Origin of the sequence: Streptomyces amritsarensis, from assembly GCF_001953875.1 — a bacterium.
Taxonomy (GTDB): domain Bacteria; phylum Actinomycetota; class Actinomycetes; order Streptomycetales; family Streptomycetaceae; genus Streptomyces; species Streptomyces amritsarensis.
This window is the reverse complement of sequence record NZ_MQUR01000032.1, coordinates 33,602-49,086: the sequence shown is the minus strand read 5'-3', so window position 1 is coordinate 49,086 and position 15,485 is coordinate 33,602. Positions and strand designations below refer to the sequence as shown.

General features: G+C 71.4%; 14 protein-coding genes and 1 pseudogene. 7 read left to right on the top strand and 8 right to left on the bottom strand.

Translation table 11 applies throughout. From position 1 onward, the window contains the following. The first annotated feature begins 123 nt into the window (after window positions 1-123). Complete coding sequence (locus tag AVW11_RS16045) at window positions 124-1,572, top strand: hypothetical protein (RefSeq protein WP_143568849.1); 1,449 nt, start codon at window positions 124-126, stop codon at window positions 1,570-1,572. 184 nt (window positions 1,573-1,756) lie between these two features. Beyond that, a complete protein-coding gene (locus tag AVW11_RS16040; protein WP_225884919.1) occupies window positions 1,757-2,047 on the top strand; it encodes a hypothetical protein in 291 nt (96 codons plus the stop codon). A gap of 73 nt (window positions 2,048-2,120) precedes the next feature. Here AVW11_RS16040 and AVW11_RS16035 read toward each other — a convergent pair. Continuing rightward, a pseudogene (locus AVW11_RS16035) lies at window positions 2,121-2,360 on the bottom strand (transposase); the annotation flags it as partial. 133 nt (window positions 2,361-2,493) lie between these two features. Between AVW11_RS16035 and AVW11_RS16030 the strand changes: the two are divergent. Beyond that, window positions 2,494-2,970 (top strand): macro domain-containing protein, encoded by a 477-nt coding sequence (locus AVW11_RS16030; RefSeq protein WP_060178776.1) that lies wholly within the window; start codon window positions 2,494-2,496, stop codon window positions 2,968-2,970. Window positions 2,971-3,144: 174 nt separating this feature from the next. Here the strand turns inward: AVW11_RS16030 and AVW11_RS16025 are convergent, their stop codons facing one another. Then, window positions 3,145-3,603, bottom strand: coding sequence for a nitroreductase/quinone reductase family protein (locus AVW11_RS16025; RefSeq protein WP_076044323.1), 459 nt, complete (start codon window positions 3,601-3,603; stop codon window positions 3,145-3,147). Between the two features lie 106 nt (window positions 3,604-3,709). Here AVW11_RS16025 and AVW11_RS16020 point away from each other — a divergent pair, with 106 nt between their 5' ends. Continuing rightward, a complete protein-coding gene (locus AVW11_RS16020) occupies window positions 3,710-4,690 on the top strand; it encodes a LysR family transcriptional regulator (RefSeq protein WP_076044322.1) in 981 nt (326 codons plus the stop codon). A gap of 265 nt (window positions 4,691-4,955) precedes the next feature. Here the strand turns inward: AVW11_RS16020 and AVW11_RS16015 are convergent, their stop codons facing one another. Further along, window positions 4,956-5,141, bottom strand: a complete 186-nt coding sequence (locus AVW11_RS16015; protein ID WP_030034983.1) for a hypothetical protein — start codon at window positions 5,139-5,141, stop codon at window positions 4,956-4,958. A 180-nt stretch (window positions 5,142-5,321) separates the two neighbouring features. Here AVW11_RS16015 and AVW11_RS16010 point away from each other — a divergent pair, with 180 nt between their 5' ends. Further along, window positions 5,322-6,674 (top strand): carbohydrate-binding protein, encoded by a 1,353-nt coding sequence (locus AVW11_RS16010; protein ID WP_076044321.1) that lies wholly within the window; start codon window positions 5,322-5,324, stop codon window positions 6,672-6,674. A 77-nt stretch (window positions 6,675-6,751) separates the two neighbouring features. Here the strand turns inward: AVW11_RS16010 and AVW11_RS16005 are convergent, their stop codons facing one another. Genes AVW11_RS16005 through AVW11_RS15995 form a run of 3 tightly spaced genes read right to left on the bottom strand, consistent with a single transcriptional unit; the run spans window position 6,752 to window position 10,675 of the window. Beyond that, window positions 6,752-7,768, bottom strand: coding sequence for a YdcF family protein (locus AVW11_RS16005; protein WP_037833780.1), 1,017 nt, complete (start codon window positions 7,766-7,768; stop codon window positions 6,752-6,754). A 23-nt stretch (window positions 7,769-7,791) separates the two neighbouring features. Beyond that, window positions 7,792-9,372 carry an N-acyl-D-amino-acid deacylase family protein gene (locus AVW11_RS16000; protein ID WP_076044320.1) on the bottom strand — a complete coding sequence of 527 codons (1,581 nt, stop codon included), beginning with the start codon at window positions 9,370-9,372 and terminating at the stop codon, window positions 7,792-7,794. Window positions 9,373-9,382: 10 nt separating this feature from the next. Further along, window positions 9,383-10,675, bottom strand: coding sequence for an amino acid deaminase (locus tag AVW11_RS15995; RefSeq protein ID WP_076044319.1), 1,293 nt, complete (start codon window positions 10,673-10,675; stop codon window positions 9,383-9,385). Window positions 10,676-10,822: 147 nt separating this feature from the next. Here AVW11_RS15995 and AVW11_RS15990 point away from each other — a divergent pair, with 147 nt between their 5' ends. Both AVW11_RS15990 and AVW11_RS15985 read left to right on the top strand, forming a co-directional pair. Next, complete coding sequence (locus AVW11_RS15990; protein WP_060180462.1) at window positions 10,823-11,575, top strand: IclR family transcriptional regulator; 753 nt, start codon at window positions 10,823-10,825, stop codon at window positions 11,573-11,575. After that, entirely contained in the window at window positions 11,572-11,982 is a 411-nt protein-coding gene (locus AVW11_RS15985) for a RidA family protein (protein WP_076044318.1), read from the top strand. The genes AVW11_RS15990 and AVW11_RS15985 overlap by 4 nt, the downstream gene beginning before the upstream one ends. Before the next feature lie 128 nt (window positions 11,983-12,110). Here AVW11_RS15985 and AVW11_RS15980 read toward each other — a convergent pair whose 3' ends face one another. Continuing rightward, window positions 12,111-13,442, bottom strand: a complete 1,332-nt coding sequence (locus tag AVW11_RS15980; protein WP_030850534.1) for a M14 family metallopeptidase — start codon at window positions 13,440-13,442, stop codon at window positions 12,111-12,113. Between the two features lie 125 nt (window positions 13,443-13,567). Then, entirely contained in the window at window positions 13,568-15,259 is a 1,692-nt protein-coding gene (locus tag AVW11_RS15975; RefSeq protein ID WP_076044317.1) for a chitinase, read from the bottom strand. Window positions 15,260-15,485: the final 226 nt, after the last annotated feature.

The following is a 15,485-nucleotide window of genomic DNA, read 5'->3' as shown; positions in this document are numbered from 1 at the left end:
CGATACGTCACCACCACCCTCCCTCCGTGGCGTGGCGCTTGCACGCTGACGGGAGCGCACGAAGGGGGCGCATTGGGGGGCGCACGAGAAGCGCCCGCTGCGGTCACGGCGCAGGCTGGTGTTATGGCGAACACACGTGAGGTGACCGTGGGAGCGCCGGACGATCTCGGCTTGCGTGAAGTTCTGATCGATGACAGGCCAGTGGGCGGGGTCTGGTCCGAAAAGGAACTTTGGCGACTCCTGCGACGTGAAGGCGTGGCGGACGGAGACTCCGTCCAATGGCAATGGCTCGGCGGTGACGCCACCGTCTGGCCGGACAAGGCGTGGATGCGACGAACCACCGGCTTCTTCGTGGTCGTAGGCCTCCTCGCGACCTCATGTCCGCTCTTCCGTATCGGAATCGCGGACAGTGGTAGCGCCCTGACCTACGGCGGTCGCATTGCCGGATTCACCATTGTTTTCGTGGCCGTGGTGGTGTTGATCGCCGCCGCGGCTGCGGTCGACTTCTGGGAAACGCGACGATGGCGTTACTCGGGGGTGGTCGTTCTGCTGGGAGTGGTGATCGCGCTCCTCTGTGGCATCTCCCTGCTGCTGCTGCAGATCGGCGAGAATTTCACCCTATACACCGTCATCGGGATCGCCCTCGTCGTCTGGGCCTCGATCGCACTGTTCGAACTGATCAAATCTCGGGCGGGTAAGGGACTCAGCATTCCCAAGAACATTGCGATCGGGGTGATCATTTCCACCGTCCTGGCTGCCGCCAATCTGGCGTACTCGCAGATCTATGTTCCCTATGTGACCACGCCGTTGATCCAGACCGGGGCCGCGTTCAAGGAGTCGAACATCGACAAGAGGACGGGGAAGCTGTACATGACGGTCCATATGTACGTGAGGAACGCCGGCCAGGTGCCCGTCTATGTCCTGGGCAGCACCTACTGGATCCGTGGCGAGCCCGCGAAGAGCAAGCCCGTCGACAAGGAGTCCAGATCGGAATTGATCTACGACGGGGAGTTTGTCAGGCCGGACGGGCACGTGCTGAATCCAGGAGAAGAGGTCGCCCAGGACGCGGTCATCGAGGTGAAGGATCCCGCTCCTGGCAAGTTCGAGGCGATCACCGCTCAGAGCGAGGTGTATGTGATCAGGAAAGACAGAATGAGAATGACCGGGAACTACGAGAGAGCCAGGGTTGTTGGTAAATCCCTCAAGGAGTCCTTGGAGGAGGGGGATCCACCTAATCCGCAGTACAGGTTCCGGACCGGGATCTCGAACAGCAGTGAAATCCTGAACGCGACCCGCGGTCCGCAGTGCGTAACGGTGTGGAGGCTGGGCGGTAAAAAGCCTCTCGTCCTTGTGGACGTGTCCCCACCGGACAAGCGGATACGGTTCGATCTCGAAAGGCCGCCGCTGGATCAGAGGGCCACCGAACGCTACGGTCTCACGCAGGTGCGTGGTGCCATGGCGCAGACGCCCTACCCGGGGCTTCTGGAGAAGGCCGCCGCCGACAAGGGCGCGGCCCCGACTCCGACTCCGACCCCCACTCCGCCTCCGCGACCTCAGCTCCCGGCTCTGTGACCTCCTCTCAAAGAGCGTTTTGTCCCGGCAGGGTTGTTTGGTAACTCGGGCGTGACGTTGGATCGGGTGATCACCCGTGTGAGGATCGTGTTGTGTGCGCCTGCATCTTGCGCAGTGGCGCGCGCGTGACGGCGCAAGGTCGAGTGGGGGTCCTGGAGTGTTCGCGGGGAAAACGGCGCGGCTGGTGATCAGCAACGATGGCGAGGAGCTGCTGGAGCTGACCGTGGAGCCCTGGGCGGACATTCACCGGATCCTGCCGAAGGGAACCTGCATCGTTGTCACCCACTCGCCTGCGGGAGACGGCACTTGGGGTGGGACGTCGTATGGTGACGAGCCGTTCGAGGTCGAGCATCGGCCTGATTCGGTCACGGTGTGGGCTAACGGCCACTGCTTCCACCTGAGCGACAGGGAGGGCAATCCGATCGAAGAGAGCGCCTACGGAGGCGGGTGTCCTGCCCAGAACCCGGCCACCTGAAGGAGTTTTTAACCTGGTGGATTTGCGGTTCCCGGTGCTGTGCGAGTCGTCGGCGAGCTTTGGGTGCTGCGCCTCAGGCTTCGCGCCAGTTCGGAGTCGACTCTCGTGTGAGCCTGCGGCTCATCAGGTCGATCATCGCGAGGCGGATCATCGCTTCGGAGCGGTGTGGGTGGGTTTCGTAGTCGCGGGCGAGGCGGCGGTGGTTCATGAGCCAGCCGAAGGTCCGCTCGACGACCCAGCGCCGCGGGATGACCTTGAAGCCCTTCTGGCCCGGGTCGCGGCGAGTGACCTCGACGTCGATGCCGAGGAGGGCATGAGAACAGGTCCCGGCAGCCGGACAGAGCAACGCGAAGACAGCCCAGCAGGGCGTCAGTCAGTGGGTGGGCCACGACCACCGGAACCTGAGTATCAGCATCAATGTCGGTGGGGTGGCGTAGCGTCGGGGCATGAAGCCGCTGAGGATCATCGCCGGGGACGCGACGAGTCCCCAGGCCAAGGGACCCAAGATCATCGCGCACGTCTGCAACGACCTCGGCGGGTGGGGCAAGGGGTTCGTGCTGGCCGTCTCCAAGCGGTGGCCCGAGCCGGAGGCCGCGTACCGGGCCTGGCACCGGGGGCGCAGTGGCAACGACTTCGGGCTGGGCGCCGTGCAGGTGGTACGGGTGAAGCCCGACGTATGGGTGGCCAACATGGTAGGCCAGCGCGGGATTCGCACCGGGAGCGGGGGGCCGCCGATCCGCTATGACGCGCTGGAGCGCTGCCTGGCCGCACTGGCCGGGCATGCCGTGGAGTTGGGCGCGGGCGTGCACATGCCGAGGATCGGCTGCGGGCTCGCGGGCGGCAGCTGGTCGCGTGTCGAGCCGCTGATCACCCAGGAGCTGTGCGAGAGGGACGTGGCGGTGACCGTCTACGACCGCGGGTGATCCGCAGCCATGCCTGGGGCCGTGCCCGCGGAGCTTTGCGCTCCCCTGCGGAGGGTTTCCCCGACGAAGCTCCGCGACGCCGCGGCCGCCGAAGGCCGGTTCCCCTACGCGGACGCGGACGCGGACCCTTCGGCCAGGAGCAGTGTGTGATCCCGGACGACCCGGATCTATCCCCTAACGGCCGGGGAGGCGTTCCAGGATCACCAGGGGGATCTCGCGGGGCAGGGCGGCCGCCTGGTCGTCCTCGAACGGGGGCCAGAGGGCGGTCATCATCTCCCAGTACACCTCCCGTTCCGTCGCGGTGGCCGTGTGCGCCGTCGCCTCGAAGGCGGCGGCGCCGACCTGGAGGCGGACCTCCGGGTGGGCGGTGAGGTTGCGGTACCAGCGGGGGTGGGCCGGGGCGCCGTCGGCGGAGGCCACGACGAGGAAGCGGCCCGCGTCCTCGCCGTAGATCAGCGGGATGCGTACCGTGGTGTCCGTGGTGCGGTCGAGCGTGGTCAGCAGCAGGGTGGGGACTCCGTGCCAGAGGTGCCCGTCGGCGCCGGCGGTGCTGACGTAGGCGCGGACGTGGTCGAGCTGCGGACCGGGTCGCGGGTCCGTGGGGTGGTCCCAGTCGACTTCGAGTGTGTGCATTTACCTGTCCTTAGGGTTGCGGCCCCCTGGCGGCTAACGAGCATTAACGATTCTGGATGCGTACGACCCATGGCGCACGTCTATAGGTCTGAACCAAGCTCTTCGTATGGATCTGGAGCTGAGGCATCTCAAGATCGTCAGGGCGGTCGCCGACGCCGGGAGCCTGACCCGGGCCGCCACCGCGCTCGGCCTGGCGCAGCCCGCGCTCAGTACGCAGCTGAAGCGGATCGAGCGGGCACTGGGCGGCACGCTGTTCGTGCGTGGACGGGAGGGCGTACGGCCCACCGCGCTCGGGCAGCTGGTGCTGGAGCGGGCGAGAGTGCTGCTGCCCGCGGTGTGCGAGCTCCAGGAGGAGGCCCAGCGGTTCGCCCGGCAGGGCGGCGCGCGGGGCTACCGCCTGGGCGGGACGCACGGACCGCTGCTCGGCGGGCTCGTGGACCGGCTCGCGCACGGGGAGCCGGGGGTGCCGGTGACCACGTACACCTCCTGGTCGGAGAAGGAGGTCGCCGGGAGCGTCGCCGACGGGCGGCTGGACTTCGCGCTGGTCGGCGTCTGCGGGGAGAGCGCGCCGCCCGAGCCCGGGCGGCTGGCGTGGATGGAGGTCGCACGGGATCCGGTGCACGTGATGCTGGCGGAGGACCACCCGCTGGCGCTGGCCCGGGCCCCGCGTGACGAGGTCGAGCTGGCCGAGCTGGCCGCCGAGGCGTGGACGGACGTCCCCGGCGACGGGTGCTTCGGCGACTGCTTCGCCGCGGCCTGTGTGCGGGCGGGATTCACGCCCGCCTGCGTCTACGAGACCGACACCGCCTCCTGTGTGCACCTGGTGCAGGTGGGGCGGGCCGTCGGTCTGTGCCGGGCCACCTTCCCGGTGACCCCGGGGGTGGTCACGCGGCCGCTCGCCGGGACCCCTCTGGTGTGGCGGCACGTGCTCGGGTGGCATCCCGCCGCGCGGGTCGCTGCGCGGGCGGCCGATGTGCTGGGGCATGCGAGGGCTGCGCATGCGGAGGCTCTGGCGAGGTCGGCCGGGGCGTCGGGGCTGCGGGCGGCGGCGCCGGCGTCTGCGGCGGCGTCTGCGTCTGCCGCGTAGCCGGGGCGGCGGTGGGCGGGTGCGGCGCCGTTGCGTGGGCGCTGCGCCCCGGCCCCCGCGCCTCAAGCGCCCGGCGGGGCTGAATGAAGCGGGGCTGCGCCCCGGCCCCCGCGCCTCAAGCGCCCGGCGGGGCTGGAAGAGTGGGCTGCGCCCCGGGGTGGCTGCATCGGGCGGCGTGGGTGGGTGGGAGGGGGCTCCCGGCGTCGGGGCGGTGAGGCGGGGACGCCCCCGGGCGGGCCGGGGGCGTGGGGCAGCCTTCGGGCGGCTACGGGAGGTAGCGCTCGATGACCTGCGGGCCCTCCTTCTCGATCAACTTGCGGGCCTTCTCGACCCGCTCCGGAGTCGGGTCGTGGCCTGTCGCCATCACGAGGTCCTCAGGGTCGTACGGTCGTTCCCCGCCTGTGAAGAGCCGGTCCGACCGCGTGGGCTGCTCGTCGGGTTCACTGACCATCGCGTACCTCCTACGTTTTTCCCCTGGCCCCATACTCCGGCCGCCGCCCCATGAACGCACCTCGGCCGCCGCGAGGCCGCGGGCATAACACCGGGGGAGGGGCCAACCGGCAGCTCCCGCACGCGGGTTGGGATTTCTACGGTTTCCGCAGTCCCCCACCGGAAACCGAGGAGATCCCCCATGCTCAAGCGACACGCCCGCGCGGCGTGTACCGCCCTGGCCGCCGCCGGGCTGCTGCTGGCCGGGACGGGCGGCGCCACCGCCGACCCGGCCCCCGCCCCCGCAGTGCCCTCCGCGGCCGCGACCCTGCGCACCGCCGACGCCGCCCCCGAGCTGCTCGCCGCCATGCAGCGCGACCTCGGCCTGACCCCCACGCAGGCCAAGGCCCGTCTCGTCCACGAAGCCGAGGCCGGGGCCACCGCCGCCCGCCTCCGCGACCGGCTCGGCGCCGCCTTCGCCGGGGCCTGGGTGGACGGGGCCGACTCCGCCGTGCTCACCGTGGCGACCACGCGGGCCGCCGACACCGCCGCGATACGGGCCGCCGGCGCCCGGGCGGAGCTCGTCCCCCGCGCCCTGGCCGACCTCGACGGCGCCAAGGCCGCCCTGGACCGGGCCGCGGGCCCCGCGACCCCCGTCCGCTACGTCGACCCGCGCTCCAACACGCTCGTCGTCGAGGAGACCGAGGCGGGGGCCGCGGCCCGGCTGCTCGCCGCCACCGGCACCGACGCGGCCCTGGTCACGGTCGTCCGTACGGCCGAGGGCCCGCGTCCGCTCTACGACCTGCGCGGTGGGGACGCCTACTACATGAACGGCAGCGGCCGCTGCTCCGTCGGCTTCCCCGTGACCAGGGGCACCGTGCACGGATTCGCCACCGCCGGGCACTGCGGGCGCGCCGGGACCACCACCACCGGGTTCAACCGGGTCGCCCAGGGCTCCTTCCAGGCCTCGGTCTTCCCGGGCAGCGACATGGCCTGGGTCGCGGCGAACGCCAACTGGTCCTCGACCCCGTTCGTGAAGGGCAGCGGCGGCGCGAATGTGCAGGTCGCCGGCTCGGTGCTGCAGCCGGTCGGGGCGTCGGTGTGCCGGTCCGGCTCGACCACCGGATGGCACTGCGGCACGATCCAGCAGCACAACACCAGCGTCACCTACCCCGAGGGCACCATCTCCGGCGTGACCCGTACGACGGTCTGCGCCGAGCCCGGCGACTCCGGCGGCTCCTACATCTCCGGGAGCCAGGCCCAGGGCGTGACCTCGGGCGGCTCCGGGAACTGCTCCAGCGGCGGGACCACCTTCTTCCAGCCGCTGAACCCGATCCTGTCGGCGTACGGGCTGACCCTCAAGGTCGGCGGAAGCGACCCGGGCCCCGGGCCCGGCCCCGAGCCGGAGCCGGGCGGCACCTGGAAGGCCGGCACCGTCTACGCGGCCGGTGCCACCGTCACCCACGGCGGCTCGACCTACCGCTGCATCCAGGGGCACCAGGCCCAGACCGGATGGGAGCCGCCGAACGTCCCGGCGCTCTGGCAGCGCGTCTGATCCTCGGCGCGACCGGTGCCGTGACTGCCAAGGGGGGAGTCACGGCACCTTCCCCGTCCGCGGGGGGCGGCCGCCGGTCAGACGAGGACCGCGGCCAGCGTGCCCAGCGCGCCGAAGACGGCCAGCAGGCCGCAGATCGACAGGTTGACCGCCCGGTGCTCCCAGAAGACGGCGACGAACTCGCGGATGGTGGCGCTGGGCCAGTAGTACTTCGCGGTGGGGGAGCCCAGGACCTGCCCGTTCACGCCGGTCTTGCGCGCCAGCATCGCAGCCCGGAAGGCGTGGAAGTTGTTGGTGACCACCACGCACCGGTAGCCGGGATCGTGGGCCTCCATGATCCGCCGGCTGAACAGCATGTTCTCCTCGGTCGTGGTGGACCGGTCCTCCAGCACGATGTGCTCCGCCGGCACGCCCTCCGCGATCAGCCAGTCCGCCATCGCCCGGGCCTCCGCGACCTTCTCGTCCGAGCCCTTGCCGCCGGAGACGAGCAGCACCGGCGGCCGGCCGCTCCGGGCCAGCTGGCCCTCGTAGATCTGCTGCCCCTTGCGCAGGCGCGAGGCCAGCAGCGGCGGGACGCGGTCCCCGCCGATCAGGCCCGAGCCCAGCATGACCACGTGGTCGACGTCGCCGCGCACCTTGATCCGGCCGTAGAGGAAGGCGTAGCCGAGGAAGCAGAAGAAGACGAAGGATATGTAGCCGGCGACGACGGTGAGGGTCCCGGCGATGCCGCCCAGTACGGGGGAGCCGACCACGCCGACGAGGACCAGCAGCGCGATCAGCGCGAAGATCGCGAGGCCGGCCAGCAGCGACAGCAGGTTGGCCGGGCGGAAACCCTCCTTGCGCACCATCGTCATGCCGTTGCGGACGAGGAGGACGCCCAGGGCCAGGACGCCGAACGCCGGTGCGGCGAAGGTGAGCACGACGACCGTGACGGCCGCCCAGAACGGCAGTTTCGCCACCTGGAGGAAGAGGGCGGAGAAGGCGGTCAGGAAGGTCAGCCCCAGGAGCACGGCGTTGCTGAAGCGCCGCCGGTCCTGTCTGACGCTGGTGCAGAACGCGAGGAAGAGCAGGGCGGCGAGGGCGAAGGCGACCATGGCGCCCATCGTAGGCGGGGGACCTACCGGGAGACGTGGCCGGTCGCGCGCACCGACCGGCCGGCCAGGACCTGGGTCCTGCGCCCGTCGCGGATGGTGAACCGTCCGCCGATCAGGACGTGCGGGATGCCCGTGGGCAGGGTGCGGGGCCGCGCGTACGTGGAGCCGGCCGCGACCGTGTCCGGGTCGAAGAGGACGAGGTCGGCGCGGTGTCCCACCCGGACCAGGCCCCGGTCGGGCAGCCGCAGCCGTGCCGCGGGCCGCCCGGACAGGTGCGCGACGCACTCCTCCAGGGAGAGCAGGCCGAGTTCGCGGACGTAGTGGCCGAGGTAGTGCGGGAAGGTGCCGTAGGCCCGCGGGTGCGGCTTCGCGCCCTGGAGGATGCCGTCGGAGCCGCCGGTGTGGGCGCGGTGACGCATGATCGCCCGGACGTTCTCCTCGTGGCCGACGTGCTGGAGGATCGTCGGTGCGAGCCGGTCGCCGATCAGGAGCCGACGGGCGGTGTCCCAGCCGTCGACGCGGGTGCCGACGTGGGCGGCGTACGCGGGATCGGCGACGCCCGAGATCTCGATCGTCGACCAGTCGACGGGGACGCCGTGGCAGCCGTCGGCGCCCTCCTGCTCCAGGGCGCGGCGGATCCGCTCCGCCCCGCCGTCGTCGCGCAGCCGGGCGAGGACCGCCTCCGGGCCGCCCGCGTTCGCCCAACTGGGCAGCAGTGCCACGAGGGTGGTGCAGCCGGGGGTGTAGGGGTAGCTGTCCAGGGTGATGTCGGCGCCGGCGTCGAGGGCGGCGTCGAGGAGCGCGAGCAGTTCGCCGGCCCGGCCCTCGTTCTCGCCGAAGTTCATGGTGGCGTGCGCGAGGTGCAGGGCGCAGCCGGCCTCCCGGGCCAGGTCGACCATCTCGGCGTAGGCGGCGAGGGCCGCGCGGCCGTAGCTGCGGTGGTGGGGGCAGTAGTAGCCGCCGTACCGGGCCACCACCCGGCACAGTGCGCCCAGTTCGGCACCGGAGGCGTACATGCCGGGGGTGTAGGTGAGCCCGGAGGACATGCCGACGGCGCCCTGGGCGAGGCCGTCGGCGACCAGGGTGTGCATCCGGTCCAGCTCGGCCGCGGTCGCCGGGCGGTCGTCCCAGCCGACGACGTGGGCGCGGACGGTGCCCTGGGGGACGAGGTAGGCGGCGTTGACGGCGACGCCCTCGCCGCCGAAGCCGCGGTCCAGCCGGTCGAGGTACTCGCCGACCGTGCGCCAGTCGAAGTCGACGTCGTCACCGGGGCCGTTCCAGCCGGCGATCGCGGTCCGCACCCCGGCGAGGGTGCGGTCGTCGACGGGCGCGTACGACAGGCCGTCCTGGCCGAGGACTTCGAGGGTCACGCCCTGGGCTGCCTTCGCGCTGTGGTCCGGGTCGCGCAGCAGGGCGAGGTCGCTGTGGGCGTGCATGTCCACGAAGCCGGGGGCCAGGGCGAGACCGTGCGCGTCGATGTTCTCGCGGCCCCCGGACAGCCTGCCGATCGCGGCGATCCGGCCCTCGTGGACGCCGACGTCGGCGGTGTAGGAGGGGCCGCCCGTGCCGTCGACGACGCGGGCCCCGCGGATGACCAGGTCCACCGGCCGGGGCCTAGAAGAAGGTGCGGACGTAGTCGGTGACGGTGCCGTCGGCTTCCACGACCGGGATCAGCGGCCACTTCTCGAAGATGGTGCAGGGGTGGGCCATGCCGAGGCAGACCCAGTCGCCGACCTCCAGCGCGGTGGCGTCGGGGTCGGTCTCGATCCAGGCGTGCTGGTCGGACAGCTTGGTCACCCGGATTCCGGCCGCGGCGCGCTCGATGCCGTCGCGTGCGCCGCGTACGGCGAGCACGGCGGGCAGGCCGAGGTCGTAGGCGATGTCCCGCTTGCCGGCGTTGACGAAGGCCTGCCCGGGCGTGGGGCGGGAGACCACCTGCGTCCACAGCCGGAAGGCGGGGAGCAGGCCTCCCTCGTCGGGGACGCGGTTGAAGGGGGTCAGGCCCGAGTACCAGCCGTGGTCGTGGGAGACGTACGCGCCGGAGCGCAGCAGCGGCAGGACGGGCAGCGACAGCTGCGGGATCTCGGCGAAGACCTCGGCGACGGCGTCGAACCATTCGCTGCCGCCGGCGCTGACGATGACCTCGTCCAGGCCGGTGCCGGTGAACAGGCCCTGCTTGTCGAGGTCGGCGGCGAGCGCGGTGAGGCGGCGCAGCCAGGCGCGGACGGTGTCGGCGTCGGCGCCGGGCATGGTGGCCTCGTAGCCGGCCACGCCCGCCAGCCGCAGGGCGGGGGACGCGGCGACGGCCTCGGCGACGGCCTGGCATTCGGCGTCGGTACGCAGCCCCGTGCGGCCCTCGGCGCCCGCGCCGAGTTCGAGGACGACGTCGAGGACGGCGTCGTGGCCGTGCAGGGCGGCGTCCATCAGCTCGACCCCGCGGACGGAGTCGACGTAGCAGACGAACCGGAAGCCGGGGTCGGCGGCGAGCTCGTCGGCGACCCAGCGCAGGGCGGGAGCGTCGACCAGCTCGTTGGCCAGGAAGATCGTCCGGATGCCGAAGGCGCGGCAGACGCGGGCCTGGTGGGGCATGGCGACGGTGATGCCCCACGCGCCGTGGTCCAGCTGGCGGCGGAAGAGCTGCGGGGCCATGCAGGTCTTGCCGTGCGGCGCGAAGGCCAGGCCGTGGCGGGCGGAGTAGGTGCCGAGGGCGGTGAGGTTGTGCTCCAGCGCGTCCGCGTCGAGGGTCAGGACGGGGGTGGTGAAGCCGCCGGTGTGCAGGTCCCGGCGCTGGGCCGCGAGCTGCCCGACCGTCAGGCCGTCCGTCTGGGCGTCCGGGGGGAGTCCCTTGAACCGGTGGTCCACCGGCTCGTCGGCGAGGTCCTTGACGGGGTCGCTGGCGCTGGCCATGCGGATGCCTCCGGGTGTGTTGCGTTGGCTGCAACGGTCGTTGCGTGTACCACTGCGTGCTGTCTAACATCCCGGGTGACGGCGGGTCAACGCTGCCCGGCGCGCCGCCGGATCCGGTGGCGCAGTGAGCGTGGGGAAGGGCGAGCGATGAGCCAGTCGGTCGAGAGGGCGCTCGGCATCCTGCCGCTGCTCGCGAAGGGGCCCGCCGGCCTCGGGGCGGTCGCCGACGAGCTCGGCGTGCACAAGAGCACCGCGCTGCGCCTCCTGCGCACCCTGGGCGAGCGCGGCTTCGTCTACCGCTGCCCCGACGGCCGCTACCGCCTGGGCGCGCGCCTCTTCGCGCTCGCCGCCGAGGCCATCGAGAACCTCGACGTCCGCGACGTCGCCCGCCCCCACCTGGCCGAGCTGAACCAGGCCACCGGGCACACCGTGCACCTCGCCCTGCACCAGGACGACGAGGTCGTGTACGTCGACAAGGTCGACAGCCGCTACCCGGTGCGCATGTACTCCCGCATCGGCCGGCCCGTGCCCCTCACCGTCGCCGCCGTCGCCAAGCTGCTCCTCGCCGACCTCCCCGAGGCCGAACGCCGGGCCCTCGCCCACCGCATCGAGTACCCCCGCTACACCGCCCGCTCCACCCCGGACGCGGAGGCCTTCCTGCGCGAACTGGACCTCGTACGGGAACAGGGCTGGGCCACCGACCTCGGCGGCCACGAGGAGTCGATCAACTGCCTGGGCGCGCCCGTGCGCGGTCCCGACGGGCGGGTCGTCGCCGCGCTGTCGGTCTCCGCGCCCGGTGTGGTCGTCCCGGCGGAGGGACTGCTCGCACTGCTGCCGCAGGTGCTGCGCACCGCCGGTGCCATCAGCCGGGACTATTCAGGAGTACAGGAGACAGCGTGACCGAGAAGAGCGCCATCATCCCCGCCACCCACACCGTCCCGCCCGCGCGGTTCTCGCACGGCGTGCGCAAGGGGAACATCCTCCAGGTCGCCGGCCAGGTCGGCTTCCTCCCGCACGTCGACGGCCGGCCGCCGACCCCCGCGGGGCCGACGCTGCGCGAGCAGACCCTCCAGACGCTGGAGAACGTCCGCTCCGTCCTGGAGGCCGGCGGCGCGGGCTGGGACGACGTGATGATGATCCGCGTCTACCTCACGGACACGGCGCACTTCGCGGAGATGAACGCCATCTACGACGCCTACTTCGAGGAGCAGGGCCTGAGGGAGGCCCCGGCCGCCCGCACCACCGTCTACGTGGGCCTGCCGGACGGGCTGCTCGTCGAGATCGACGCCCTCGCCGTCCTGGGCTGACGCCCGCCGCGGGCCGGGGGACGCCCCGCCCACCAGGAGGGGGACGCCCCGCGCACCAGGAGGGCGCCCCGCGCACCAGGAGGGGGACGCCCCCCTGGCGGCGGGGCGTCCCCCGGTTCAGGTGACGGCTACGAGCAGTACTGGGCTTCCTTGCCGATCGAGCGGTACATGCAGTCCGCGTTCTCCAGCAGCTGGAGCACCGCGTCCTTGTTGCGGGCGGTCTCGCGGTCGATCACCTCGTCCGGCGGGTAGAAGCCGCCGCCGCCGCTCTCCGGGTACATCTCGAAGGTGTAGGAGAAGATCTTCTGGTTGCCCCACAGCCAGTCATCGATCGTGCCGTCGGTGATGTACAGGTCGCTGGCCTGCTCCGGCGTGTAGCCGTTGCTGGCCGCCATGCTCGTGCCGATCTTCTTGTAGACGGCGAGGTCGTCGGCGGTCAGGCCCGGGGCGGTGTCGTTGTAGGTGTAGCCGAAGGGCCACAGCACGAGCTCGCTGTAGGTGTGGAAGTCGATCGCGGCCTTGATCTGCTGCTTGCCGCCGACCACCCGGCTGCGCACGAAGTCCGAGACGGCCTTCACCTCGGGCGCCGACTCGGCGGCCGGGCCCCGGTAGGTCTCGGAGCTCCGGCTGCCGCTGGAGCCGCCGCAGCAGCCCCACTTGTAGTTCCAGTTCCGGTTCTCGTCGGTGCCGACGTAGGAGGAGCCGGAGTTCGGCTGCCTGTTCTTGCGCCAGGAGCGGTAGGAGCCGGTGGCGATGTCGTACTCGCCGCCGTCCGGGTTGAGGTCCGGGACGATCCAGATCTCGCGGCCGTTGACGGCGTTCGTGACCCGGGAGTCGGTGCCGTACTTGGAGGTGAACTCCTTGAGCAGGTAGAGCGCCATCTCGACGGTCAGGTGCTCGCGGGCGTGCTGGTGCGCGGTGAAGAGCACCTCGGGCTCGGACTCGTCCGTGGCGACGTTGTCGCTGATCTTGATGGCGAGGAGGTCGCGGCCCTGGTAGGACTTCCCGATCACCCGCTTGGAGGCGATCGCCGGGTACTGCCCGACGAGCGTGTTGATCTCCGCCGTCGCCTCGGCGTAGTTGTGGTACCTGGAGTCCGCCGGGGGGAAGTCCATCGGGCTCGCCGCGATACCGGGCAGGGAGCGGTCCGGGGGCCCGGGCAGCGGGGTCAGCTTGTAGCCGAGCGCCGTGAGCTTCTTGGCCTGCATGGTGTCGGCGCTGACCACGACGGTGTGGTCGTCCACCTCGTCGATGGCCACGCCCGTGCCGAGCAGGGCCGTGCGGTCGGCGACGGTGGAGGGGCCGTGGATCCGGTACTGGACGATGGCCTCGTCCTGGGTGGCGGTGGACGGGCTGGGCGGTGGATCAGCCGTCGCACTCATGCCGTAGGCGGGTGCGCCGAGCGCCAGCGCCAGCAGGGCAGCCGTCAGGCCGGCCCTCCGGCGGGTATGGAGCCGCATGCGTTCTCCTGGGTGGGGAGTGTGGGGGTAGCCGTGCGGACGCGCTCAGCGTCCTCTCATGGCATGTCCCGGTCAAGGAACTCGTGTGTCGGCCGAACCGATCCGGCCACCCCCACACGTACCGCCTACGGGAGCCCGTGGACCTTGGGACCCACCGAGTTCGACCAAGCACTACCCGCCTTGGCGTCCCAGTTGGTCGACCAGGTCATCGCGCCGCGCAGCCCCGGATAGGTCTTCGACGGCTTGAAGGACCCGCAGTTCGTGCCCCGGGTCAGGCAGTCCAGGGCGTTGTTGACGACGGTCGGGGAGACGTAGCCGCTGCCCGCGCCGCTGGGGGAGGCCGGGACGCCGATGCCCACCTGGGAGGCGTCGAGGCCGCCCTCCAGCTGGATGCAGGCCAGCGCGGTGAGGAAGTCCACCGAGCCCTGGGAGTAGACCTTGCCGTCGCAGCCGTTCATCGAGCCGCTGTTGTAGTACTGCATGTTGACGACGGTGAGGATGTCCTTGATGTTGAGCGCCGTCTTGAAGTAGCCGCCCTGCGTGGACTGCATGTCGATCGTCTGCGGGGCCATGGTGATGACGAGCGAGGGACCCGCCTTGGCGGACAGGGCGCGCAGCGCCTGCGTCATGTAGGTGGGGTTGAGGCCGTTCTCCAGGTCGATGTCGATGCCGGTGAAGCCGTACTCCTGCATCAGGGCGTACGCCGAGTTCGCCAGGTTCGTCGCGGAGGCCGAGTCGTTGACCGTGATGGTCCCCTTCTCGCCGCCGATGGAGAGGATGACCGACTTCCCGGCCGCCTTCTTCGCGGCGATGTCGGCCTTGAACTGGGCCACGGTGTAGCCGCCGAGGCCCGCCGAGTCGAGGTTGAAGGCGATGGCGCCGGGCGTGGCGGTGGCGTCGGCGAAGGAGACGGCGATGATGTCGTACTGCGCGGAGACGTCGGAGATCCTCTGGACGGTCGCGCCGTTGTCGAAGTTCTGCCAGTAGCCGGTCAGAGCGTGCTTGGGGACGGCCGGGTTGCCCGGGTTGCCGCCGCCGGTCGTCGTCCCGGTCACGGGCGCCGACCTCGGGCCCTCGCCCGCCGTGCTGTACGCGCTCACCTGGAAGGAGTACGAGGTGGACGGCGCGAGCCCGGTGATCGGGGTGGAGGTCCCGGACACCGTCTGGACACGGGCGCCGTCCTGGTAGACGTGGTAGCCGGCCGCGCCGCCGACCGCGTTCCACGAAAGGGTGAGTCCGTTCGCGCTCTGGCCGGAAACAGCGGCCCCGGCCGGTGCGCCCGGGATGCCCGGGCCGGGGTCGGTGCCCCCGCCGCCGTCCGGGCCGAAGACGCTGAAGTCGTCCACGACGTAGGCCGGCTGGCCGTACCAGCCGTGGGTGTAGACGGTGACCTGGGTGGTGGAGGGGCCGGTGGTGAAGGTGGTGGACAGCTTCTGCCAGCCGCCTCCCGAGCCGGGGGTCCAGGTCGAGACGTCCTGCGTGCCCGTCCCCGTCGCGCCGAGGTAGACGTAGCTGCCCTGCACCTGCGTGCTGAGCGTGTACGTCGAGTTCGGCCTGACCGTGACGGTCTGGCTGCAGCGGGCGTTGTCGGAACCGGCCGGGGTGGCCTTCAGGGCGCCCGCCCCGGAGTGGACGGGCGAGGAGACGGCGGCGCCGCTCCCGCCGGAACAGGACCAGTGGGCGAGGCCCGACTCGAAGCCGCCGTTGCGGGCGACGTTGACGTCCGCGGCCTGCGCGGCGCCGGCGGCGAGGGCCGTCAGCGCCCCGGCGGCGACGGTGACGGCGAGCGGCAGGGAGAGGGAGCGTATGCGGTTCACGTGGGCTCCGTGGGGGGAGGTGTGGTGGGAGGGGAGAGCCGGGCCGTGTGGGGTGGGGCCGACTCACGCCGTGCGCTGCCAAGTTGGTCCAGACCAATCCTCGTGTCAAGAGTCTTCGCAAAGTGGCTTGAAATGGCTCAATGTGTGATCCCTGTTGTCCGGGTTTCCCGTCACCTGTGACCGCAGCCTTACGCACGGGAATCACCAAGCCCCTGACCTGCCAGGG

Excerpts from the sequence above, each read along its gene's own strand:
- AVW11_RS16045 (WP_143568849.1), top strand. The coding sequence starts at position 124 with ATGGCGAACACACGTGAGGTGACCGTGGGAGCGCCGGACGATCTCGGC.
- AVW11_RS16030 (WP_060178776.1), top strand. The coding sequence starts at position 2,494 with ATGAAGCCGCTGAGGATCATCGCCGGGGACGCGACGAGTCCCCAGGCC.
- AVW11_RS16025 (WP_076044323.1), bottom strand. The coding sequence starts at position 3,603 with ATGCACACACTCGAAGTCGACTGGGACCACCCCACGGACCCGCGACCC.
- AVW11_RS16020 (WP_076044322.1), top strand. The coding sequence starts at position 3,710 with ATGGATCTGGAGCTGAGGCATCTCAAGATCGTCAGGGCGGTCGCCGAC.
- AVW11_RS16015 (WP_030034983.1), bottom strand. The coding sequence starts at position 5,141 with ATGGTCAGTGAACCCGACGAGCAGCCCACGCGGTCGGACCGGCTCTTC.
- AVW11_RS16010 (WP_076044321.1), top strand. The coding sequence starts at position 5,322 with ATGCTCAAGCGACACGCCCGCGCGGCGTGTACCGCCCTGGCCGCCGCC.
- AVW11_RS16005 (WP_037833780.1), bottom strand. The coding sequence starts at position 7,768 with ATGGTCGCCTTCGCCCTCGCCGCCCTGCTCTTCCTCGCGTTCTGCACC.
- AVW11_RS15995 (WP_076044319.1), bottom strand. The coding sequence starts at position 10,675 with ATGGCCAGCGCCAGCGACCCCGTCAAGGACCTCGCCGACGAGCCGGTG.
- AVW11_RS15990 (WP_060180462.1), top strand. The coding sequence starts at position 10,823 with ATGAGCCAGTCGGTCGAGAGGGCGCTCGGCATCCTGCCGCTGCTCGCG.
- AVW11_RS15980 (WP_030850534.1), bottom strand. The coding sequence starts at position 13,442 with ATGCGGCTCCATACCCGCCGGAGGGCCGGCCTGACGGCTGCCCTGCTG.